Origin of the sequence: uncultured Marinobacter sp. (assembly GCF_913055835.1) — a bacterium.
Lineage (GTDB): Bacteria > Pseudomonadota > Gammaproteobacteria > Pseudomonadales > Oleiphilaceae > Marinobacter.
This window is the reverse complement of the sequence record NZ_CAJXKQ010000024.1, coordinates 1-22,299: the sequence shown is the minus strand read 5'-3', so window position 1 is coordinate 22,299 and position 22,299 is coordinate 1. Positions and strand designations below refer to the sequence as shown.

Genomic DNA, 22,299 nt, shown 5'->3' with positions numbered 1-22,299 from the left:
CTTAACCTCCGGAAACCGTCAGGCGGCCACGTGCACCGCTGGCTTCGTTAACAACCGAACCAATCTGCGCTTCCAGCCCCTGGTTCGCAAGGCCGTTTCGCAAGGCGCTGAGGCGATCGTAACTGTCCGCCCTCACATCCACGATCAGTTCACCTCGGGAGCGGCTGTAGTTCACCGAGTTGAAGTTAACGCCCTGGCTACCCGGCAGACGGGCATATTGCTGGCCGGTGTATTTCATCAGGGTGATGAAGTCCACTTCCGGCCCGCTGGAACCGGCAACCCGCAACTGCCCTTCGATAACACGCCGGACATTGCCTGCGTGGGTGCGCCGGTCATCCGGGAAAGCGTCTCGATAAATTGCCATGGCCTCGCTTTGTAATTCCTCCGCCTGATCCTGGTAATAAAACCCCATCCCGGCATATAACGCCACCTGAACACCGAACCAGACTGCCGCCACCGCAATCAACGGCTTCCAGGGTTTCAATGGACTGGCCTTGCCGGATTTCGAGGAGAACATGCCCTGGCAAAGGTTAACCGGCTCACAAAGATGGTGGTGATGGGCGTAGGCGAGCAGTTCCAGCGGCATGAGCTCCAGGGTTTCCCGGCGCACGGAGAGTCGGCCCGAGCCGCTCAATTCGGTGAGGGCAGTTTGCTGAACTTCAAACTCATCGGCGGTGCCGTAAACGGTTACCGGGATCTCCGCCACAACTTCTTCGGCGGAGGGTGCCGCCAGGGTGTGGGCGAACATGCCAAGGTTTGCAGACTGCATGCTCAACCACTCACCTCTTTCGCTCACCATCATGGCCGTTTCACCATCCAGGCAGACGGACCAGCCACCCTCCGTGCGTGGCAACAACGAGGCATCCGGAAAGATGGCGTCGAGGCGAACACGCTCCCAACCGCTGAACAACTGTACCCATTGCGCCATGCGCTCACGGTCTATGGCGGCCACCCGGTAACCATGGTCGGTGTGCGCCCCCAGGGCCAGATGCACAGAATCGATATCCTGGGCGATCTGCTCCTCAACCGCATAAGGCAAGGCCTGATTGATAAACCGACTCTGCTTTGCCGGAATGTCGGCCAGACAGTAGATTGCTTCCTCACCGGGGATAAGACCAATCAGCAGGACATTATCCAGGGCATTCTGCCCCAGAGTCTGTTCGATGGTATCGCGACTGTCGCCGGTACCCCGGGCCTGGGCATCGCCACTGGCGTCGTGCAGGACCCAGTTGAACATCTGGGCATCGGGATCCTGGTCAGCGTCCGCGAACGGCGGTATCGGGCGGACGTAAAGGCGATAAGACATGATTATCCTTCTGAAATGGTAAAAGGCTCTTTGGTAATTCGGTTTTTCTGCCCGGTATCCCTGCTAACCGTCTGGACTTCGCCTTCCGGAGTCCGGAACACGGTACTGACCATATTCACGACACGGTTATCGTAGGTAATCCGCGAGGCAACTTCAAAAAACCGTGTCTGCAACCCCAGGCCAACCGATTTGAGCCCGAGACCGGCGAACTCCGGCAATGCCAGAAAGTCCTGAAGGTTCTCGAATCGTTCCTCTTCCCGCTTCTCAAGAATAGACGCAGCCTGGGCGTCCGTCAGCTCTTCATGCAGCGAGCGAATCACCATCGCCGTAGCGGTGTTCACATTGATTCCGGCGCCATTAACCGGCAGCGCCGCCACGTGGGGCCGAAGGGCCCGATAAATTTCTTCGGTCATGCCCTCGATCAGGCGCAACTCGGTCACCGTTGTAAATGGCTGGTTGGCGGCCCGGTATGGCTGGTCTGCCATCAGGTACTGGCCATCCTCTGCGCCATAAGCGGTCACCGTCTGGTCATTGGGGTCAATCCAGTCCACCAGTGAATCCACGGAAACGGCGGTAATCCCCAGAGCAGCAAATAGCTGAACGAAACGATTCCGGACTATCGGATCCACCTGGCCATTGGCGCCAACAAGGTCATTAAGATTCAGCCGTCCACCCAGATCGTCGATCTGCACCTCAGCCACGCCATTGTCATCCAGCGGCAGCACGGCGGCATTGGCGGCCCAGAACTCGTCAAGGCTATCGACCATCAGGTTTTCTTCCTTGTCCTCGTCGTAATCCCTGCGCAGGATCAGGCGGGCAAAGGCTTCCGCGCCAATCGCAATGCTCTGGCCCTGTTGCTGGGCCAGGTAGTGCCCTGCCTTGAACACCCGCAAGCTCTGCTGCTGGGTCATCCCTGAAGCAAGCATGACGACCAGGGCCATGGCCAGCAGCACCATGATCAAAGCGACGCCGCGCTGTCGGTTCGGTAACCCGGGGATCTGGGCCATCACCGCCTAACCTCCCTGCCCGGTTGCGCCGGTCGCTTCACCGGGCTGTTCTCCGGCAGCCTCTTCTTCGGTATTTTCCTCTTCCGCTTCACTGGCAGCCTGGTTGGCCTGATTCAGGGCCCCCTGGGCAACCGCCGGATCAAAGTCCGGCAGGGCAAAGGTCCGGACCAGCGTTCCGAAACGCTCGTGCTCCAGGGTCACTTCCAGTCCCAGCGGTAATGGAACATCCGGGCGATTGCCCGGAGTCAGTCCGGCCATTACCTCATCGGTTGGCCATTGGGGCTGCCAGCTCCGGTTGCCATCCAGAAATCGCACTTCCAGGCGTTTTACACCTTCCAGAAGCAACACGTCGCGGCTGTCATCTTCCTGACCCTGGTCCACCATGGGCCAGTACCGGCGCCGCAATTCGCTGCCGGTGTATTCCCAGCCAACGCGCTGCAGGCCACTACGACGGATGCCCAGGGGGTTGCGCCAGCCCTGCCGAGTGAGCAACAGCGAAAAATCATCCTCCCGACTGGACAGTGCCGGCTGGAAATCGCCGTAAATATCCCTGGCCGGCCGGTTGACCACCTGCATGATATCCCGCTCCAGCAGGAGCATGGCCCGCTGCAGCCCGTCAAACTGTTCAGCCAGCTCATTCACCCGATCGCGGGAATTCACTACCCCATTGATCACCTGCCACACACCAAGCCCGATAACCGCGGTTATGGTAACCGCGATCAACACCTCCAGCAGGGTGAACCCATTTTGCTGAGGATGGGAGCGCTGGCGCGGCACGGACATCATTGTGCCCCCACGAAAGCAGACAGGGTATGAATGGGCACCGGCGCCGCGCCTTCCTCCCGGTAACGGGCAACCGTGACCTCTACCCGGCGCATCTTCGCTTCGGCGGTGGCCAGTATTGCTGTCGTCACCCGCCAGCGATAAGGCCCGAAATCAGTGTCTTTGGAGTTCTCGGAAATACCCGGAATGTTTTCCTGGAGGCGGATTTCGTTGATCCGGTTATCTGCCAGCCAGCTTGCCAGGGTTTTGTCACGCACCCGTTCATAACTGGAAATGTACTGGCTGCCGACTTCCGCTGCGGCGGTCGCAATCAGGCCGAACACCAGCAGGGCAATGAGCACTTCGATCAGGGTAAACCCTCGCTGCGTTCTCACCCGCTGCTCCCTTCATCGCCCGGCTTGCGCCACTCCATGGGCGATACACCATCCGAGGCCAGCACATGCATGGTGTCTGAGCCGTTGCCGATGGTGAATTCAAGCTCGAACGGTGTGGTCTCGCCACTGGAGAAGAACACCACGTCCGGCAGCAAGGTGTCCTCGGATGTTGCCAACCTCGGTGCGTCACTCTCGATAAACTCGGTAACGGTCAGCCATTCGGGAAGACTCCGGGCCCGGAACATGCGCTCGCCAGAGGCTTTCCAGTCCCCGGTCTGATCCTGAAAGGCCACGAACTGATAGCCGTCTTCCTCCAGCCGCAAGCCCAGCTCCAGGTTATTAAGCACCGCCTGTTCGGACGCGGTTTGCATGAGCAGATACAGCTCCCGGACTTCGCTCTCCAGCGCCCGCTGCTGGGAGCTTCCCCCCATGGTGAACACCGCAAGGGATGCCAGCAGACCCACAACCACCAGGACCACCAGTATCTCAATCAGGGTGAAACCGGCCTGTCGCGAGCTGACCTGCACAGTACTTTAGCCCTCGGTATTCCAGACGCTGATATCAGCCGCGTCGCCGTCGCCGCCTTCCTGGCCATCCGAGCCGTAGGAATACAGATCATAAGGGCCCTCGGTGCCCGGACTCACGTACTGGTATTCAGAGCCCCAGGGATCCTCCGGAACACTCTTCAGGTAACCGTCCGGGTTCCAGTTCTTGGGTTCGGGGCTGCCACTGGGCTTCGAGACCAGTGCTTCAAGGCCCTGCTGGGTAGACGGGTAATGGCTGTTATCCAGGCGATAGAGGTCCAGCGCATTGGCAATGTTGCTCAACTGGGTTTCCGCCACGGTGACCTTTGCCTGATCACTCCGGCCCATGATGTTCGGTGCCACGATGGCCACCAGCAGGCCAAGGATCACCATAACCACCATGATTTCAATCAGTGTGAAGCCACGGCTGCGGTTGTGCATATTCAGGTTCTTGATCGTCATTGTCTCACTCGTCATTGGCAAGGATTGCTTTCGGTTCGGATGTGTCTCCTGACAATCCGGCGCGGGTTTCTATCCCACGAGATTACTCATATTCAATATCGGTAGCATGATCGCCAACACAATGATCAGCACCACCACGCCCATCACCAGCAGCATCATGGGCTCAAACAGCCCCACAATCGCGGCGATTTTCGACTGCAGGGTGTTTTCCTGCATGCGGGCGGTCCGCTCCAGCATGCTGTCCAGTTCACCGCTGGCCTCCCCGCTGGCGATCATGTGTAGCATCATCGGCGGGAAATAACCGGTCTGGTCGAGGGAACGGTGAAGCGAGCCGCCTTCGCTTACCTTTCTGGCCGCATCTCTCAATTCCTGTCTCAGAAAGTCGTTGGAAAGCACCTCACCGGCAATGCGCATCGCCTCTACCAGCGGTACACCACTGGTGGTCAGAATACTCAGGGTACTGGCATACCGGGCGGTATTCACCCCGCGAACCATCCCGGCGAACAGTGGCAAATGTAGCAAACGCTTGTGAAACCGGAGCCGGAAACCAGGCTTGGTCAGGAAGAACCGGAACACCATCAGTGCACCGACCAGCAATATAAACAGGTAGACACCGTAATCGGCCAGAAATTCCGACACGGCAAGCATCGCCATGGTCAGCGTTGGCAACTCTTGCCCCTGCTTCAAAAACACATCAATGATGTCCGGAACCACATAGGTCAGCAGGAACACCACGATGGCAATGGCAACAATACTCAGAATGATGGGATAAATCGCCGCCAGCTGAATCTTCTGGCGCGCCTCCTGACGGCTTTCGGTGTAATCCGCCAGCCGGTTGAGTACCAGGTCCAGATGGCCGGCGTGCTCCCCTGCGGCAATGGTAGAGCGATACAGTCTCGGGAACGCTCTCGGAAACTCACCCAGGCTGTCTGCCAGAGTGTAGCCTTCCATGACCTTGGCCCGGATAGCGATCAGCATGCTGCGTATCCTGGGTTTCGGAGACTGCTGGGCCGCCGCCGAGAGCGCCTGCTCAATGGGAATACCTGATTGAATCAGCGTTGCCAGCTGGCGGGTAACCAGAGCCAGATCGGCAGCGGCCAGAGAACCCCGGCTGCTCAACGGGTTGCTTCGTGCCTGCTTTTCCGCTGCCGGCTCAACGGCCAGTGGCGTCAGGCCACGCTCCCGGAGTTGCTGGCGGACCGCTCTCGGAGCATCCGCCTCAACCACGCCATGTTTCTGCTTGCCCCGGGAATCGAGCGCCTTGTATTCATAAGCCGGCATGATTTACTGACCCCGGTGCGTAACGCGGAGCACTTCTTCCACCGTGGTCACACCATCGAGGATTTTTTGCACACCGTCTGCGTGAATGCTCGGGCCATGCTGGCGGGCAACCTTTTCCAGATCCAGCTCGCCGGCACGTTTGTGGATGAGCGAGCTGATTTCCTCGGATATCTCCACCACTTCGTAGATACCAATACGGCCGCGGTAACCCAGCTGGTTGCAATGGCTGCAACCGGTTGCCCGGTAAATCGTGGGCGGATAGGCGGGATCCTGCTGCAGGAACTCGCAGTGCTCTTCGGTTGGTGTGTAGGGTTCCCGGCATTCCTTGCACAGGACCCGCACCAGCCGCTGGGCAACAATGCCCACCAGGCTTGATGAAATCAGGAAGGGCTCGATGCCCATGTCCATAAGCCGGGTAATGGCGCCAACGGCGGTGTTGGTGTGCAGTGTGGAGAGAACCAGGTGGCCCGTCAGACTCGCCTGTACGGCAATTTCTGCTGTCTCCAGATCCCGGATCTCACCGATCATCACCACATCGGGGTCCTGGCGCAGAATGGCACGAAGGCCCCGGGCAAAGGTCATGTCCACTTTGGTGTTGACCTGGGTCTGGCCAATCCCCGGCAGGTTGTACTCGATGGGGTCTTCAACGGTCAGGATGTTGCGGCTGCGATCGTTGATTTCCTGCAGCGAGGCATAAAGTGTGGTGGATTTACCGGAACCGGTCGGGCCGGTCACCAGCAGGATTCCATAAGGGCGGTAGATCAGTTTGCGCAGAACCTTCAGGTCCGGCCCTGCCATGCCGAGAGACTCCAGCCGTATGGCTCCGGCCTGCTTGTCCAGCAAACGCAGAACCACCCGCTCACCACTGGAAGACGGCATGGTAGACACCCGGATATCCACTTCACGCCCGGCCACCCGGAGCGCGATACGGCCGTCCTGGGGCACGCGCTTCTCGGCAATATCCAGCTTCGCCATAACCTTGATCCGGGACACCAGCAACGGCGCCAGGGCCCGCTTGGGCTCCACCACTTCCCGCAACACGCCATCCACCCTGAAACGAACCACCAGCCGCTTTTCATAGGTTTCGATGTGAACGTCCGAGGCGCTGGTTTTCACTGCCTCGGTCAGGATGGCGTTTATGAGTCGGATAATCGGCGCATCGTCTTCCTGCTCCAGCAAATCCTCGGTTTCCGGCACCGAATCCGCCAGTGAGGCAAGATCCATATCGTCGCCGATGCCTTCCACCATCTGCATGGCTTCGGCGGAATCATTCTGGTAGGCGGAATTCAGGGCCTGATCGAACCGATCGGGATCAATGGTGGCAAAACGGGCCCGACCGCCACTGATACGGTTCGCCTCCGCCAGCGCCGAATGGGATGCGCCAGGGCGAACCAGAATAACCGGCTCGCCGGCATCCGAACGGGTCAGGATCACTCCGTTGCGCTTGGCAAAAGTAAACGGAAGACGGCCCAGCGGAGCATCCTGCGGCTGAAGTTCAGTGTCTGTGTTCAAGGTCGTCCTCGTTCGTGAAACCCTTTTCGATTCAACTAATTCAGAAAGGCTACCACAGGATATGGACCCGCTGAATAACTCTATACACTATACTGCCAATAAAACGTTGCAGTCTGATAACCTGTGAGCTTTTTCCCGGCCCACAAACTTGCATTCAGGATGATCAATGCTCCTAAACAATGAACGGCTTCCCCTGATTCTTGCGCTTGTGGCAGGGGCTGCCATGGTCGCCCTGACAGCCTGGCAGGGTTACCGTTTCTGGCAAATGGAAAGCCAACAAGGAACTTTCGACTCTGTGCAGCCATTGGTCTCCGATCCGGCTGCCGGGCGCGAGCCACCCAGTGTAAACCTGTCGTCCCTGGACCTGTTCGGGGCCGCTTCGGGCACCAGCGCGCCCGCGGAAATCGATACCGAAAACCTGCCCGAAACCAACCTTCGATTGTTCCTTCGCGGCGTTTTGGCGGCCGATGGCGAGTTCCCTGGCAGCGCGCTGATCGAAGATGACAAGAGCAAAACCGAAGCCTACCTGGTGGGTGATGAATTGCCCGGCAACGCCAAGCTGCGCTCGGTACACCCGAATCGGGTAATCATCGAACGCTCCGGCAAACTCGAAAACCTGTATTTCCCGGAATCCGAAGACCGCAGCGGCATGTCCTTCACTGCCGACCAGCAGGACGAGCCCGCCGCTGAGGCCCGGCAGGCTGCATCTCCCTCGCCCTCGAGAGCGCCCACCTCCGCGACCAGCGGTGAGCAGCGCCGGGAGGAAATCCGCCGGCGCCTTGAGCAGCTCAGGGAACGTCTACGGAACAATAACTGAGGCGCCCCATGGAAACGGCCGCTATCCAGATTCGCCGCCGTTCCAGTCTGCTGCCTGCGTTATTGCTTGTGGTCTCCGTAGTGGGAGCCTTTGAACTTGGCTCTCGCCTGATGAACTATGTCCAGGAAGAATTCGGCACCGAAGCCCACCAACGGCTGGAAAACTGGCAACGCCTCCACGCGCTGGCTGCCAACGCCCCCATCGACCGGCAGCTCCGCTTGGTCAACTCCTTCTTCAACCGGGTGACGTTTGTCAGCGATATCCGCCACTGGGGCGAGGAGGACTACTGGGCAACCCCGGTGGAATTGCTCACCACCAACGGCGGCGATTGCGAGGATTTTTCCATCGCCAAATACCTGACCCTCAAGTCCATGGGCGTGCCCGATGACCAATTGCGTATTGTGTATGTCAAAGCGCTTGAGCTGAACCAGGCTCACATGGTTCTGGCATGGTACCCGGAGCCGGACGCCGATCCCCTTATCCTGGACAACCTTATAAACGACATCAAGCCTGCATCCCAACGCACTGATCTTGAACCGGTTTACAGCTTCAACGGCGAGGGCCTCTGGCTCAATCAGTCCAGCGGAGCGCGTACCCGAATCGGCGACGCGGGGCGACTTTCCCGGTGGCAGGACCTGAACAGCCGTCTGACGGAGTCACTCCGTCCCTGAGCTTGATATCCAGTACTGCCTGGCGGCAAATGACAACGCGACTGACGCCAAGCGACATCAGCACACGGCACAGACCCGCTAGAATTCGCCACACTCGTTTTTAATCTGGAGACTGAAACACATGCGACGCTGGAACGGCTGGGGTGATGAAGGATTCAATCTGGCGATGCCGGAACAGGGCCAGGACTTTCTGGCCGCCCGTATCGGTAACGGCCGCCCGCTTAGGGACGCCACCCTGGAATCAGTCTGCGCCAAAGTGCCGGCCACCCGCCTGAACCCGCCGGCGGCACTGAAAGCACTGATCGACACCACCCCGGAAGCCCGGGTACGGCATGCCCGCGGCCAGAGCCTTGCTGACTGGCTGGCCATGCGCAGCGGCGAGTTTGGTGCTTTTCCCGATGGCGTTGCCTTCCCTACCACCAGCGACGACGTTCAAGCCCTGCTTGCCTGGGCCGCCGAGCAGAGTATTCACCTGATCCCCTACGGCGGTGGCACCAGCGTAGCCGGGCATATAAACCCCATGGACAAGGGCAAGCCGGTGCTGACCGTGGATATGGGCAAGATGAACCGGCTGCTGGATCTGGACCCGGAAAGCCAGATCGCAACGTTCGGCGCAGGTACGCCCGGTCCTCTGGTGGAGTCCCAGCTCCGGGCTCACGGCTATACGCTGGGGCATTTTCCGCAGTCTTTCGAGCTGTCCACCGTGGGCGGCTGGGTGGCCTCCCGCTCCAGTGGCCAGCAGTCCCTGCGCTATGGCCGCATTGAACAACTGTTCGCCGGTGGCCGCGTCGAAACCCTGCAAGGCACCCTTAACCTGCCCACCATTCCTGCTTCCAGTGCCGGCCCCGATATCCGGGAAATGATCCTTGGCTCGGAGGGCCGTATGGGGCTGATCACGGAGGTGAAAGTTCGGGTAACCCCCCTGCCAGAACACGAGAGTTTCCATGTGGTTTTCTTCCCGGATTGGGAAAGCGCGCGCACTGCCAGCCGCCAGTTGGTCCAGAACCGCACACAGCTGTCCATGCTCCGGCTCAGCAACTCGGTAGAGACCGAAACCCAGCTTGCCTTGGCCGGCCACCCCAGACTGATCGGCATGCTAGAGCGCTTCCTTTCGCTGCGGGGTGCCGGTACCGGTAAGTGCATGATGACCTTCGGCGTCACCGGCAGCCGGCACCAGACCCGCAATGCGCTGAAAGAGGCCCGCCGTATCTGCAAGGCCCGGAACGGTGTCTACACCGGCACCCGGCTTGGCGACAAGTGGGCGGCCAAGCGCTTCACCATGCCCTACCTGCGGGAGGCTCTCTGGCAGATGGGCTACGCGGTGGACACCCTGGAGACCGCCACAGACTGGGACAACGTCGACAATCTGCTGGCGCTGATCGAGACCAATCTTCGGGAGGGCCTGACGGATCAGCAGGAGAACACCCACGTGTTCACCCACCTGTCCCACTTCTACAGCCAGGGCTGCAGCATCTACACCACCTATGTGTTCCGGGTGGGCGACAGCTACGAAGAAACCCTCGCGCGCTGGCAAAAGCTCAAGACCAGCACATCCGAACTGATCGTGAACAATCGCGGCACCATCAGCCATCAGCATGGTGTTGGCAAAGATCACGCCCCTTACCTGCCGGTAGAGAAAGGTGAACTGGGAATGCACGCCATCCGCTCCCTGTGCAACACCTTCGACCCGAACGCCATCCTGAACCCGGAAACCCTGCTCAAATGAGCGTACCGCCAAATGGGAGACCCGCGATGACCCGGACCGAAACCCTCGATGCGCTGCGTTCAGGGACCAACGACTTTGATGTGGTGGTGGTCGGCGGCGGCATCACCGGTGCCGGCGTTGCCCGGGAAGCGGCAGGCAGCGGCCTGCGCACCCTGCTGGTGGAACAGAAGGATTTTTCCTGGGGCACCTCCAGCCGGTCCTCGAAGATGGTGCACGGCGGCCTCCGGTACCTGGGCAGCGGGCATTACGGTCTTACCCGGGACGCGGTACGCGAGCGGGAACGTTTGATGGGGGAGGCACCGGGGCTAATCGATCCCCTGCGGTTTATCATGCCCCATTTCAAAGGCCAGTTCCCCGGGCCCAGACTCTTCCAGACCCTGCTGCGGGTTTACGATTTCATTGCCCGCAACCGCAGCCGGCACTTTCTGACCCCGGCCGAATCCATGCTCTGGGTGCCGGGCCTGACCGGGGAAAACCTGGCCGGCGCAAGCGGCTTTACCGATGCGGTTACCGATGACTCCAGACTGGTGCTGCGGTTGATAGCTGAGGCGCGCCGGGATGGAGCAATCTGCCTGAATTACACCCGCGCGCTCAAAGTGAGGCGCAGTGATGATGGGCAAGTATCGGGCTTGCTGATTCAGCCGGAGGAAAACGGTACCCCCATCGAGATTTCCACGCCCCTGGTGATCAACGCCACCGGCGCCTGGGCCGATCGACTGCAATCGGGCGACACTCCCGATAACACCATGCATATCCGTCCCCTGCGCGGCAGCCATCTGGTTCTCCCCTGGTCCTGCCTGCCGGTGTCCTGCTCCGTTTCCCTGTTTCATCCGGAAGATGGCCGCCCGGTGTTTGCCTTCCCATGGCTGGGCACGACCGTACTCGGCACCACCGATCTGGACCATGACGGCAATCTGGATCAGGAGCCGGTGATTTCCGAGGCGGAAACCGCCTATCTGCTGAAAATCGCCTCACGATTGTTTCCGGGCAGCCCCATTACCCGGGACGACATACTCTCCACCTGGGCCGGCGTGCGGCCGGTGGTCACTGATGGCAAGGGCAAGGCGCCTTCCAAGGAAAACCGGGAACACGAACTCCGGCGCGACCGCGGGCTGGTCAGCATCGCCGGTGGCAAGCTCACGACCTTCCGGGTTATCGCCCGGGAAGCGCTCAGCCGGGGACTTGGCGGTAACGTCGGGCAGGCTCTGCGGCCGGCCTCCGAACCGGTATTCCAGCCAACAAAAGATTCAGCAAGGCCAGCGGCCATTGGCCACCAGTGCTGGCAGCGACTGCAGGGCTTCTATGGCCCCGAGCTTGAGGAGCTTCTTGCTTCGGGCCCACTGGAGCCTGTCACGCCGAACCAGGCCTCCGATCTGCTCTGGGCAGAGCTCTGCTGGGCCTGCCAGAAAGAAGACGTTCAGCATCTGGACGATCTGCTTTTGCGCCGAACCCGATTGGGACTGGTGCTACCGAATGCTGGCCAGCAGCTTCTGCCGGATATCCGCAGCCACTGCCAGCCTCTGCTTGGCTGGGACGACAAGCGCTGGGAAGACGAACAGGCCCGGTACCTGGCGATCTATCACAATGCCTATTCGCTGCCACCCCGGGAGGCCTCCGATGCCGGCTGAGCCGCTGATTCTGGCCATCGACAATGGCACCCAGAGCGTTCGCGCACTGCTGTTTGATACCCGGGGCAACCTGGTGGGCAAAGGCAAGCAGGAAATCGAGCCCTATTTCTCGAGAGAACCCGGCTGGGCCGAGCAGCACCCCGAGTATTTCTGGGAACAGCTCGGGGAAGCCTGTAAGTTGCTCTGGAACAACACAGAGGCAACACCAGATCAGGTTGCCGGCGTCACGGTAACGACCCAACGGGGCACCGTTATCAATCTTGATGAAAACGGCCAGCCGCTGCGCCCCGCGATCATCTGGCTAGACCAGCGCCACGCAAATGTGGAAGGCCCGGTCAAAGGGCTCTGGGGATGGCTGTTCAAACTGGCACGGCTGGAAGACACCATCAACCGGTTTCGGGAAAAGACCCAGGCTAACTGGATTGCCCAGAACGAACCCGAGATCTGGGCCCAAACCCGGCACTTTCTCTTGCTTTCCGGCTATCTTAACTACCGACTGACTGGGGAGTTCAGGGACTCAACCGGAAGCCAGGTTGGTTACCTGCCCTTTGACTACAAAAAGCACCGCTGGGCCGGCCAGCGGGATTTTAAATGGCAGACCATGCCGATTGAGCCATCCATGCTGCCTGAGCTCGTGGCACCCGGCGAAACTCTGGGCCATCTGACTGACGAAGCACGCGTGCACCTGGGCCTGTCGAAAAGCCTGCCCGTAATCGCCGCTGCCTCCGACAAGGCCTGCGAGATTCTTGGCTCCGGCGGGCTGACGCCCGACATCGGCTGCATGAGCTACGGCACCACCGCCACCATCAACACCACCAGCCAGCGGTATGTGGAGCCGATCCGGCTAATGCCGCCCTATCCCTCCGCCCTGCCCGGTCATTATTCCACGGAAGTTATGATCTATCGGGGCTTCTGGATGGTGAGCTGGTTCAAGCGCGAATTCGGCCTGCGGGAACAGAAACTGGCCGAGGAACGGGGTATCGAGCCGGAAGCGCTGTTCGATGAACTGGTTCGGGCGGTGCCACCAGGGTCCATGGGCCTGATGCTACAGCCCTACTGGTCACCTGGCGTGCGCCAGCCGGGGCCAGAAGCGAAAGGCTCGATCATCGGTTTTGGCGATGTTCATACCCGTTCCCACATTTACCGGGCGATTCTGGAAGGCCTTGCCTACGCCCTGCGGGAGGGAAAAGAAAAAATCGAAAAGCGGAGTGGCGTGAAGATCCGGAAGCTGCGAGTGGCCGGCGGTGGTTCCCAGAGCGATGCAGCCATGCAGCTCACTGCCGATGTGTTCGGGTTGCCAGCAGAGAGGCCTCATACCTATGAGACCTCCGGGCTCGGCGCCGCCATCGATGCGGCGGTGGGCCTGGGCCTTCATCCGGATTTCGACACGGCCGTGGCAAACATGACCCGGGTTGGCGATGTATTCCACCCCAACGAAGAAACCCGGGCCCTTTACCAACGGCTTTACGCCGAGGTTTACCTGAAGATGTACCCCCAGCTCCAGCCCCTCTACCGGAAAATACGTGAGATTACCGGCTATCCCCGGTAACGCTCTCCGCAACCATTTCGGCAGTAATCGCCGACAGCGTCCAGCCAAGGTGCCCATGACCGGTGTTGTAGAACACTGTCGGCAGGCGCCCCGGACCAACCCTTGGCATCATGTTCGGCAGCATGGGTCGCAGCCCGGCCCAGGGAACGACTTTGCGGGTGCAGACACCCGGGAAGCACTGCTCTACCCAGCGAGTAAGCGGGCGGATGCGGTCGTCCTTGATGTCGCGGTTGTAGCCGCTGAACTCGGCGGTACCGGCAACCCGGAAACGGCCATCGCCCAGGCGGCTGGTGACGATCTTGGTGGCATCGTCCAGCAGGCTGACTGTGGGTGCCGCCTTCTGCGAGGCTTCGTCTTCCAGTTCTACGGTAATGGAGTAGCCCTTCACCGGGTATATATTCACCCGGTCGCCCAGCTTTTTAGCGAGCCCGCGACTTCCGACACCGGCACAGATCACCACGCCGTCGAAGGTATCCCGGGTTTGCTCGGTACCATCATGGGCGGTTACCCAGGCATTACGGTCGTCGGCGCTCAGCTCGGTCACCGTGTGGCCATAGCAGGTTTTCACCCCGAGCCGTTGGGTGGCATCCGCCAGCCCATTTGTGAACTTGTGGATATCACCGGTGGAGTCACTCTCGGTGAAAAAGCCACCGTAATAAGTGCCGGCCAGAGTCGGCTCGATAGACTTCATCTCCTCCGGGGTAACCGAACGGCGCTCCAGGCCGCCCGCGGAGAGGAGCCGTGACACTTTGGCCGCGTGATCAAACCCGGCCTTGTCGCGATAAATGTGCAGAATGCCCTGTTTCTTGAGATCGAAATCAATGCCCTCTTCCTGGGCCCAGGCAAACAGGTGATCACGGGCAGCGATGGCCAGACGGGCGGTTTCCGTGGTGTTTTTCTCGTACTGGGGAATAGCAGCGATGAACTCGGCGAACCAGCTCAGCTTGTGCCAGGAAGGCTTGGGATTGACCAGCAAAGGGGCGTCCCGGCGAGACATCCACTTGATGCCCTTCATCACCGTTTGCCAGTTGTTCCAGACCTCGGCGTTAGAGGCCGAGAGCTGCCCACCGTTAGCGAAGGAGGTTTCCATCGCCGCATAGCGGTGTTTCTCGTAAACCGTAACGTCAAGCCCGCGCTTGGCAAGGGTGTAGGCCGTGGTAATACCGGTAATACCACCGCCAATGACTGCGATTCGCTTCATTCCAATCTCCGTGAGCGCCCAGGGTTTCCTCTCTGCTCGAAATGGCAGAAAGCACCCCTTCCGTCACGGGACCTGAGAGATTCACGGGCTGTTCAACAAAACCAGCCGCTTGCTCCTTCGGTGTGTCGACTGACGCGATTGTCGACAGCTCTTCGGAAAGTATTCATGTCAGCGGTCCTTTTGCCTGAGAGTTTCCGGGGCAGTTGCTCCTTCGGCGCTGATCGCAAGGGATTCAGTCTCTCCCGCAGACATGTCTGATCGGTAATAAAAGCCAATCAACATAAGCAAACATAGCAAATAACCAGAGGGTATGAAACTGGTGCGTCTGTAATGAAAATGCGCCGAAAATTTGATCGATGTCAGACAATCCATCATCGAACATATACTACGCTTATAAGTACAGAACCAGATCGTCTGAGGTAGGCGAAGCGACATGGACGCTCCACCAGGTTGTTATCCGACGATGACATTCTGTCCGGATTTTCCTATTGCGGTCCCGGCGCATTCTCTCAGGAGGCTGTTTATGTTTCGCTCAAAACAACTTAAGTGTCTGGTTACACCCGCATTAATGGCCTCATTGGCCGTCATTGGCGGGTGCGATCTGGATGGATCCAGCTCTAGCTCAAGCACTAACCCAGGTACAACCCCTTCAACGGAGCAACCTGAAATATCAGAAAAGGTCCTCGACAGTGCCGCCTCCTTCCTGGGAGCGGCGACTGGTAAAGAAGTACCTTTAACGATTGATTCCGTCGTCTTTGTGAACTCCGCGCTGGGGCTCAACGACGTTCCTACCGATCCGAAAAACCTGTACGGCGACCTCTGGATGCTGGTGCGTGATGAGTACGGGGTTCCGGTACTGGACGGAAATGGCTGCATCCAGCCGATTGCCTCGGAAACCATAACCTGGCCGGATGGCACTGAACACGACACTGTGCCCATGGTTCTTGAAGAATTCGACGATTCCGAGCTGGACTTCGCCTGTACCGTGGTGGAGGGCTACGAGACCTACACCGTCGAGCTGGAAATCGGGCGCATGAACATGGTCAGGACCGTCACCCAGAACCCAGCCGTCTTTGCCCGGGCACTGGGCGAAGCAATCGACAACATCAACGCATCAACGGCAATCAAAACCGACCCCGCGGGCAGACTGGTACTGATTACGGAAGTTGATGGTGAGCTGGTCGAGAAAACCATCGACGCCCCGCGGGAAAATCTTGCGCTGTACGCTGCCCTGCTCAAAGAGGGACGCATCGCAGGCTATGGTCCGGAGAGCCACGAGGGTGGGCAGGTGGTTCCAGCTGAATGGAAGGAAATCCGGGATGACCTGGAGCTCGGTGACCTTTCCTATCTGCGCGACGGAACCCCCGGGCGTACTGGCGGTGTGAGCCTGCACGAAGGGTATGTCGATGTTTCGAACATGACCCACAACCGGATGACCGATTACGTCACCCAGTTTGTTTCCTATGTTCAGTACGTCGACTCAGGTTCAACCTGCCATTACCAAGATCAGGTTGCCAATGCCTGGAGCCGCATCTTCAACATGGAAGACTATTACGGCGAGAACATTGCCGGCTTCACAACGCATGCCGATGATGCCAGACGGACCATCGTGTTTACCCATGACGTCATCCAGGACATGCCGGAAACCCCGCTGGAAACCCTCCCACCCAACAGCTTTGACCTGATGCATGCTGCCGCAGCATTCATCGGTGGCGCTTCCAACAAGAGCGTGCCACTGACCATCGATGGACTGGTCTTCCTGAACACGGTACTTGGGCTGAACGAAGGCGTTGAGTTCACCTACAAAGGCGAAGTGTTCGGCGATCTGTGGCAGCTGGAGCGGGATGAAAATGGCGTACCCGTCCTCGATGAAGAAACTGGCTGTCCTCAGCCGATCTCGGAGAACGGCGGATTCGTTCCCATGGAACGGGACGAAACCGGTGAATGCATCATCGTGGCCGGCTTCGAAGATGATGTGATTGAACTCGAACTGGGTCGTCTTAACGTGGCGCGGGTTGCCCTCAGCAATCCCCGCGTACTGGATCGGACCCTGAACGACGTTATGAACTCCATCAACGCCTCCGTGGGTCTCAAGCTGGACCTGTCTGGTCGGCTAGCCTACGGCGTCGACGATGGTACGGGTAATCTCAGCCACTATCAGACCGTCGACTCCCCCCTGGCCGGCCTGGCTATGTACTGGGCGCTGATGCGCTGGGGCAAGCTGGAGGGTACCATCGAAGTAATGGACGAGGGTGCCTGGGTCGAAAAACACATCGCCATTGAGCTGCCGGATCAGGTACTGGCTGACGAAGGCCTGCTGTTTCTCAAGCATGGCACCGCAGCCTGCCAGGGCAATGCTGCAGACTGCGGTGCCAAGCGTCTTGGCAATGGCTACGTTGATTACAGCAGCTTCACCCACTCAACCGAGTCAATCTACTCCGGAGTCAATGTAAGCTACGTGGAGCGCCAACCAGACAACCTGAGCTGCGCCTACACTGACAAAACAGACGACCTCTGGGTTCGTGTGCTTGGCAGCGATGGCTACACCGGCAACAATATCGAGGCCTTCGTCAAACAGGCGGAAGATACTCGTAACGTGATCCAGTTTATCCATACGGTTATTCAGGACCCTGTGGCGACCTGAGAACCCATCGGGCGTTTAACTGGTTCATAAACCCACCCCCGCTTCGGCGGGGGTTTCTTTTGGCCCGCCAGAATCAGTTAAGCTAGAGAGCATGAAACACGCCTCGAAGACCCGCAGACAACTTCAGCAGCAACTGGAACAGGCCCGCGACTACGAGCAATGGTGCGAGGCCGCCACCGCGCTAGACGACATGGACGGCCTGCTGGCCTGGCGCGAGCAGGAAGAAACCGGGATGCTGCATGAAAGCCTGATGCGCAAGCACATGGGCCTTATGGACCATTGCCGGCAGAATGGCGACACAAGGCGATTGATCCGCATTCTTCAGGAAAGCCTGTACCGACACCTGGGCGAACTCTCCAACCCGGATCTGTACACCGTGGCCCGCAGCGGTACCAACCGGTTAGTGGGTGAATTCCTGGACGCCGTCGAGACGTCCATGGAATTCATTTGCGAGCATCCGATTCCGGAAGTGACAACCGCCCGGAAACTGAAAATGTTCCGGGACGCCGAGCGGGTCTATGGCCGGCCGGCGCTGATGCTCAGCGGCGGCGCGGCCTTCGGCATTTACCACATCGGTGTTACCCGGGCACTCTGGCGCCAGGACCTGCTGCCGGATGTCATGGCCGGCTCCAGCATGGGTGCCATCGTGGCGGGCGCCATTTGTACCCGGGACGAGAAAGAACTGGCAGACTTCTTCAACCACCCCGAGCGCATCCACCTCAATGCTTTCCGCTGGCTGGGCGTCCGGGAGGGCCTGAAGGCCGGCCATGCGATGGATCCGCGCCAACTGCAGGAACATCTACGTTATAACCTCGGCAGCGTCAGCTTCAAGGAGGCCTACGAACACAGCGGCCGGACCCTGAACATCTCCGTTTCCCCTACCCGCACCCAACAAAAACCCAGGCTGCTGAACTGGTTGTCCTCACCGGCTGTGTTGGTGGATTCGGCGGTGATGGCCTCCTGTGCCGTGCCGGGTATATTCCCGCCCGTGACCCTTCAGGCGCGGGAATCAAACGGCAGTGCCGACCGCAGCGTGCCCTACATGCCAACCGAAAGCTGGATTGATGGCAGCGTACACGGCGACCTGCCTTTGATGCGAATGGCCCGCCTGCACAACGTAAACAAAACCATCGTGAGCCAGGCCAACCCCCATGTGGTGCCGTTTATCAGCCATCACGACCAGAACGGCGTCACCGCCTGGGCCAAGCGGGCGGCGGTTTCCCTGGCCCACGGCCAGATCGCCACCGCACTGAAACTGACCAAACAGAGCCCTCATCCCGGCCTTATCCGGCCGCTGATCGAGCAGGCCCACGCCATGACCAGCCAGCAGTACCTTGGGGACATCAACATCCACTTCCCGCCCAGAGTCTCCCTTTACCGGAAGGTGCTGGCTAACCCCAGCCCGGAAGACCTGGAGATGTTTATCAATCTCGGGGAACAGGCCACCTGGCCACGGCTGGCGATGATCAAGGATCAGACCCGGATCAGCCGGGCGTTTGATCGCTGTATTACCGCCCTTGAAAAAGAGCTGGACGCAGAAACTGCACAACAAAATTCCTGACGACCCTTCAAAAGCATTGCCCTGCCCAGTCAGCAGATCAACTAGATAACGCAGGCCACCCGAACTATGCTCAGAGCTATCGCCTCATCGCTTTGCGGTGCGCTAATCGCCAACCAAAAGGATGCAGACTCGCAATGGAGCAAGGAAAAGGATTCCGATCAGCGACAGAAGACGGTGAGAACAGGTTCTACGAGCTGATTGAGAGTCTGCCAATGGTGGCTGTCCAGGGTTACGACAGACACCGCCGGGTCATTTACTGGAATGATGCCAGCGCCCGCCTTTACGGCTACTCCCGCGAGGAAGCACTCGGACAATTACTGGAAGACCTGATCATTCCTGATCACATGCGTGACGGTGTGGTTAAAGCCCACCGTGATTGGCTTGAGAACAACATCAGCATCCCCTCCGACGAACTCGAACTTGAGCATAAAGAGGGCCATCTGGTTCCGGTTTACTCAAGCCACGTAATGATCAAGCAGGAAAGCGGCGACTGTGAGATGTTCTGTATCGACATCAGTCTCGAAGAGCAGAAACGTGCCCGAGATGAACTCTATCGACGGGCAAGTTTCGACGACCTGACAGGGCTACCCAACCGGCATTTCATGGAAGCGGAATTGTCGAACCGACTGGATGAAGCCGATCGCCTGCAGCAGGAAGTCGCCGTCGTTTTCATCGATCTGGACAATTTCAAGATCATCAACGATACGCTGGGCCATCATCACGGGGACAGCCTCCTGAAAGCGGTGGCCGAAACCTTGAGAGCGGAACTTCGGGGCGGAGACTTGCTGAGTCGTTTCGGTGGGGACGAATTTGTCCTGCTGATCTTTGACTATGATGGCCCTGAAGGCATACACGAACTTATCTGTCGATTAATCAATGCCCTGGAACACAGAGTCCAGCTGGAAGGAGACTGCTACCAGGTTACCGCCAGTTTCGGTGTCAGTCTGTTTCCGCACAATGGCACCACCGTGGCTGAGCTCATGGGCAATGCCGACGCGGCCATGTACCAGGCCAAGGAAACCGGCAAGAACGGTGTCTGTTTCTATACCCCTGATATCAATGATCGACTGGTGCATTATCAGGAAATCACCAACCTGCTGAGGCACGCCCTGAATAACGATGGGCTGGAATTGGTGTTTCAGCCCCAGATCAGCCTGAACGAACGAAAAAGCAGCTCCTGCGAGGCGCTTCTTCGCTGTTTCAACGGCCAATCACGAGCCGTTTCGCCTGCCATTTTCATTCCGGTGGCAGAGAAGTCTGGCCTAATTAACCGGATTGGCGACTGGGTGATCGAAGCGGCCTGCAAACAACTCGACGCCTGGAAAAAAACGCCTCTGAACAATCTGCGGGTTGATATCAACCTGTCGGGACGTCAGCTCACGAACCCGCATCTTGCCAACCACATTCTCGAGACCCTGAAACGCTACGAACTTGAACCGCACCAGTTAGGGGTTGAGCTAACCGAGAATGAGGTATTTGGCACGGATGAGAACCAGACCAGACAGCTGGAAAAACTGAAAGAGGCTGGCATACATATCTCAATCGATGACTTCGGCACCGGATACTCATCGCTTGTCTACCTCAGAAAACTCCCGGTCTGTGGCATAAAAATCGATCGAAGCTTTCTCCAACATGCGATGCAGAATAACGCCGATATGGCCATCATGGAGGCCATGATCACGGTCGGCCACAGTCTAGGGTTGAGCGTGCTTGTGGAGGGCGTTGAAACGGATGAACAGGCCCAGCTGGTGACAGACCTGGGCTGTGACCTCGCCCAGGGTTTTCTGTATGCCAAGCCGATGCCGGCCCAAAAGATGGAAGAATTCCTGGCAAGCTTCTGAGCAGAGACTCTTAGCCCTGCTCGTATTCCCGAACCAGCTCCTGCAGGAAATACAGCCCGGCGGAGCTCAGGAAGCAGCGCCCTACACCGGCGCGAAACAGCAGGTGGCGTTTATCGAGGTAGTCCAGGGCTTCCGGTACGCCTTTCTCAAAACGCGCTGCTCTCAGGATCTCCTGATACTCCTCATCGCTCGCCAACGCCGAAAGGTCCTGTTCATTAAGTCCGGCATCGGGCCGGCCGAGATATTCCAGGTCTCGCCCGCTGCGTGCGAAATAGCGACCGATCAGCAGCAGGATCACCTGCACCCGGAAGGCGTTCTCGTCGTGTTCCTCGTTCTCGTCGTCACTGCTTTCCTTGAGAAAGAAAAACGCGCCGGTTTCGTTGAACACCAGCTCGCTGCCCAGGTGCTCGTAGAACGTCCGGAAGTGGGACAGGTGGTTGTACAACAGGTTGTAGAGCGGATTGGCACGCAGCTCGGACCGGTTGCTGTCCCAGACATCACGCACAATCACACGGCCGGCCTGGAATTCCCGGTAAATCGCGGCACTGTGGGCCGGCAGAATCTGCTCGAAGCTGCTCGACGTTTGAGATTGATCGGCAGAGTCGTTGGTATCCATCGCGTCTGATAAGTCAGGCATGCTGTTGCTCTTCTTGGTTGACCGCGGCGTTGCTTTCAGTCGTTTCCAGACGGCGCTTGCGGTAGACAAACTGCTCGTTGTCTGATGACTGATCGAGGATTCGGAACCGGTTGGTGGTAACCACCTGCAAACCCTCCGGCGGTGAGTTGACCAACCGGTTCAACGCCGCCAGAAGATCCGGAAAGCGATAGCCAGGTATAAATCCGTCCAGGCGCCCGTGAAGTTCACGTACCAGATCAGTTGTTGGCCGCAGCTCCAGGGTTTCCAGCCATTGATAGAGCTGGTTGATACGCTGGACGTCGATACGGGTGTGCCGGCCGCTGCCGTCCACTTCCTGCAGAACCGGCACCTCGGCCTTGCGGCGAAGGTCGTTCAGGCGCAACTCCAGTTCGCTGAACAACAGCTGGTAGTAGCTGGACGATTCACCGAAGGCGTAGTGTTTGGGGCGCTGCTGGGCCCGCAAGCCCACCAGGAAGCCGGTGCTACGGGCAAACTCCCCGCCCTCCAGCCATTTTCGCTTCAGGCTCAGGGTCTCGGTTTCGCCCTTGAGCTCCTGCAGCTTGCCGTAGAAATGCTCCATGGCGTTGTACTGGACCATGCCCTGGCGGGTCTTGCGCAGAAAGTGCTCCACCTCCTGGGCCACCGCCTGGATGGGTTTGTACAGGGCGTTCAGGCTGATGGAGGAACGGAACAACTGGTCTGCCAGGCTGTGATCATCGTGGCTTTCCAGCAGCCGAACCATCGCTTCCAGGGTCTCGAACAGGTTGCTGCCATC

The 22,299-nt window shown here is 58.9% G+C and carries 18 protein-coding genes, 1 pseudogene and 1 riboswitch; of the genes and pseudogenes, 8 read left to right on the top strand and 11 right to left on the bottom strand.

The window, feature by feature from the left end; genetic code table 11:
• Position 1 precedes the first annotated feature (1 nt).
• The 8 genes from gspL to gspE form a co-directional block, all read right to left on the bottom strand.
• A complete protein-coding gene (gene gspL / locus QZ534_RS13170; RefSeq protein WP_296934979.1) occupies positions 2 to 1,306 on the bottom strand; it encodes a type II secretion system protein GspL in 1,305 nt (434 codons plus the stop codon).
• Between the two features lie 2 nt (positions 1,307 to 1,308).
• Positions 1,309 to 2,313, bottom strand: a complete 1,005-nt coding sequence (gene gspK / locus QZ534_RS13165) for a type II secretion system minor pseudopilin GspK (RefSeq protein ID WP_296934978.1) — start codon at positions 2,311 to 2,313, stop codon at positions 1,309 to 1,311.
• 6 nt (positions 2,314 to 2,319) lie between these two features.
• Positions 2,320 to 3,096, bottom strand: coding sequence for a type II secretion system minor pseudopilin GspJ (gene gspJ, locus QZ534_RS13160; RefSeq protein ID WP_296935015.1), 777 nt, complete (start codon positions 3,094 to 3,096; stop codon positions 2,320 to 2,322).
• Positions 3,096 to 3,470, bottom strand: coding sequence for a type II secretion system minor pseudopilin GspI (gspI, locus tag QZ534_RS13155; protein WP_296934977.1), 375 nt, complete (start codon positions 3,468 to 3,470; stop codon positions 3,096 to 3,098). The genes gspJ and gspI overlap by 1 nt, the downstream gene beginning before the upstream one ends.
• Positions 3,467 to 3,997 carry a type II secretion system minor pseudopilin GspH gene (gspH, locus tag QZ534_RS13150; RefSeq protein ID WP_296934976.1) on the bottom strand — a complete coding sequence of 177 codons (531 nt, stop codon included), beginning with the start codon at positions 3,995 to 3,997 and terminating at the stop codon, positions 3,467 to 3,469. The genes gspI and gspH overlap by 4 nt, the downstream gene beginning before the upstream one ends.
• Positions 3,998 to 4,003: 6 nt before the next feature.
• Positions 4,004 to 4,456, bottom strand: a complete 453-nt coding sequence (gene gspG / locus QZ534_RS13145) for a type II secretion system major pseudopilin GspG (protein ID WP_296934975.1) — start codon at positions 4,454 to 4,456, stop codon at positions 4,004 to 4,006.
• Positions 4,457 to 4,525: 69 nt separating this feature from the next.
• Positions 4,526 to 5,737, bottom strand: coding sequence for a type II secretion system inner membrane protein GspF (gene gspF, locus QZ534_RS13140; RefSeq protein ID WP_296934974.1), 1,212 nt, complete (start codon positions 5,735 to 5,737; stop codon positions 4,526 to 4,528).
• A 3-nt stretch (positions 5,738 to 5,740) separates the two neighbouring features.
• A complete protein-coding gene (gene gspE / locus QZ534_RS13135) occupies positions 5,741 to 7,249 on the bottom strand; it encodes a type II secretion system ATPase GspE (protein ID WP_296934973.1) in 1,509 nt (502 codons plus the stop codon).
• Between the two features lie 166 nt (positions 7,250 to 7,415).
• Between gspE and QZ534_RS13130 the strand changes: the two genes are divergently transcribed.
• The 5 genes from QZ534_RS13130 to QZ534_RS13110 all read left to right on the top strand — a co-directional run bounded on the left by QZ534_RS13130 (position 7,416) and on the right by QZ534_RS13110 (position 13,640).
• Complete coding sequence (locus QZ534_RS13130; protein WP_296934972.1) at positions 7,416 to 8,066, top strand: type II secretion system protein N; 651 nt, start codon at positions 7,416 to 7,418, stop codon at positions 8,064 to 8,066.
• Between the two features lie 8 nt (positions 8,067 to 8,074).
• Entirely contained in the window at positions 8,075 to 8,737 is a 663-nt protein-coding gene (locus tag QZ534_RS13125; protein ID WP_296934971.1) for a transglutaminase-like cysteine peptidase, read from the top strand.
• A gap of 121 nt (positions 8,738 to 8,858) precedes the next feature.
• Positions 8,859 to 10,463 (top strand): FAD-binding oxidoreductase, encoded by a 1,605-nt coding sequence (locus QZ534_RS13120; protein WP_296934970.1) that lies wholly within the window; start codon positions 8,859 to 8,861, stop codon positions 10,461 to 10,463.
• A 26-nt stretch (positions 10,464 to 10,489) separates the two neighbouring features.
• Complete coding sequence (locus QZ534_RS13115) at positions 10,490 to 12,091, top strand: glycerol-3-phosphate dehydrogenase/oxidase (protein WP_296934969.1); 1,602 nt, start codon at positions 10,490 to 10,492, stop codon at positions 12,089 to 12,091.
• The gene (locus QZ534_RS13110) at positions 12,081 to 13,640 is read left to right on the top strand and encodes an FGGY-family carbohydrate kinase (protein ID WP_296934968.1); all 1,560 of its coding nucleotides are present in this window, start codon (positions 12,081 to 12,083) and stop codon (positions 13,638 to 13,640) included. Before QZ534_RS13115 ends, QZ534_RS13110 begins: the two co-directional genes overlap by 11 nt.
• Here QZ534_RS13110 and QZ534_RS13105 read toward each other — a convergent pair.
• Positions 13,621 to 14,841: a D-amino acid dehydrogenase gene (locus QZ534_RS13105; protein WP_296934967.1), complete on the bottom strand. Its 1,221-nt coding sequence runs from the start codon at positions 14,839 to 14,841 to the stop codon at positions 13,621 to 13,623. The genes QZ534_RS13110 and QZ534_RS13105 overlap by 20 nt on opposite strands.
• Positions 14,842 to 15,003: 162 nt before the next feature.
• A riboswitch (glycine riboswitch) is annotated at positions 15,004 to 15,096 on the bottom strand.
• Between the two features lie 502 nt (positions 15,097 to 15,598).
• Between QZ534_RS13105 and QZ534_RS13100 the strand changes: the two genes are divergently transcribed.
• The 3 genes from QZ534_RS13100 (at position 15,599) to QZ534_RS13090 (ending at position 20,887) form a co-directional block, all read left to right on the top strand.
• Positions 15,599 to 17,485, top strand: a complete 1,887-nt coding sequence (locus tag QZ534_RS13100) for a hypothetical protein (RefSeq protein ID WP_296934966.1) — start codon at positions 15,599 to 15,601, stop codon at positions 17,483 to 17,485.
• A gap of 91 nt (positions 17,486 to 17,576) precedes the next feature.
• The gene (locus tag QZ534_RS13095) at positions 17,577 to 19,046 is read left to right on the top strand and encodes a DUF3336 domain-containing protein (protein ID WP_296934965.1); all 1,470 of its coding nucleotides are present in this window, start codon (positions 17,577 to 17,579) and stop codon (positions 19,044 to 19,046) included.
• A gap of 134 nt (positions 19,047 to 19,180) precedes the next feature.
• On the top strand, positions 19,181 to 20,887 hold the full coding sequence (locus QZ534_RS13090; RefSeq protein WP_296934964.1) for an EAL domain-containing protein: 1,707 nt from the start codon (positions 19,181 to 19,183) through the stop codon (positions 20,885 to 20,887).
• Between the two features lie 10 nt (positions 20,888 to 20,897).
• Here QZ534_RS13090 and QZ534_RS13085 read toward each other — a convergent pair whose 3' ends face one another.
• Positions 20,898 to 21,524 (bottom strand): hypothetical protein, encoded by a 627-nt coding sequence (locus QZ534_RS13085; RefSeq protein WP_296934963.1) that lies wholly within the window; start codon positions 21,522 to 21,524, stop codon positions 20,898 to 20,900.
• Positions 21,517 to 22,299, bottom strand: a pseudogene (locus QZ534_RS13080) (hypothetical protein); the annotation flags it as partial. The pseudogene QZ534_RS13080 and the gene QZ534_RS13085, both read right to left, overlap by 8 nt.

Coding starts and splice junctions, on each gene's coding strand:
- gspL (WP_296934979.1), bottom strand. CDS start 1,306: ATGTCTTATCGCCTTTACGTCCGCCCGATACCGCCGTTCGCGGACGCT.
- gspK (WP_296934978.1), bottom strand. CDS start 2,313: ATGGCCCAGATCCCCGGGTTACCGAACCGACAGCGCGGCGTCGCTTTG.
- gspJ (WP_296935015.1), bottom strand. CDS start 3,096: ATGTCCGTGCCGCGCCAGCGCTCCCATCCTCAGCAAAATGGGTTCACC.
- gspG (WP_296934975.1), bottom strand. CDS start 4,456: ATGACGATCAAGAACCTGAATATGCACAACCGCAGCCGTGGCTTCACA.
- gspF (WP_296934974.1), bottom strand. CDS start 5,737: ATGCCGGCTTATGAATACAAGGCGCTCGATTCCCGGGGCAAGCAGAAA.
- QZ534_RS13130 (WP_296934972.1), top strand. CDS start 7,416: ATGCTCCTAAACAATGAACGGCTTCCCCTGATTCTTGCGCTTGTGGCA.
- QZ534_RS13125 (WP_296934971.1), top strand. CDS start 8,075: ATGGAAACGGCCGCTATCCAGATTCGCCGCCGTTCCAGTCTGCTGCCT.
- QZ534_RS13120 (WP_296934970.1), top strand. CDS start 8,859: ATGCGACGCTGGAACGGCTGGGGTGATGAAGGATTCAATCTGGCGATG.
- QZ534_RS13115 (WP_296934969.1), top strand. CDS start 10,490: ATGACCCGGACCGAAACCCTCGATGCGCTGCGTTCAGGGACCAACGAC.
- QZ534_RS13110 (WP_296934968.1), top strand. CDS start 12,081: ATGCCGGCTGAGCCGCTGATTCTGGCCATCGACAATGGCACCCAGAGC.
- QZ534_RS13105 (WP_296934967.1), bottom strand. CDS start 14,841: ATGAAGCGAATCGCAGTCATTGGCGGTGGTATTACCGGTATTACCACG.
- QZ534_RS13095 (WP_296934965.1), top strand. CDS start 17,577: ATGAAACACGCCTCGAAGACCCGCAGACAACTTCAGCAGCAACTGGAA.
- QZ534_RS13090 (WP_296934964.1), top strand. CDS start 19,181: ATGGAGCAAGGAAAAGGATTCCGATCAGCGACAGAAGACGGTGAGAAC.
- QZ534_RS13085 (WP_296934963.1), bottom strand. CDS start 21,524: ATGCCTGACTTATCAGACGCGATGGATACCAACGACTCTGCCGATCAA.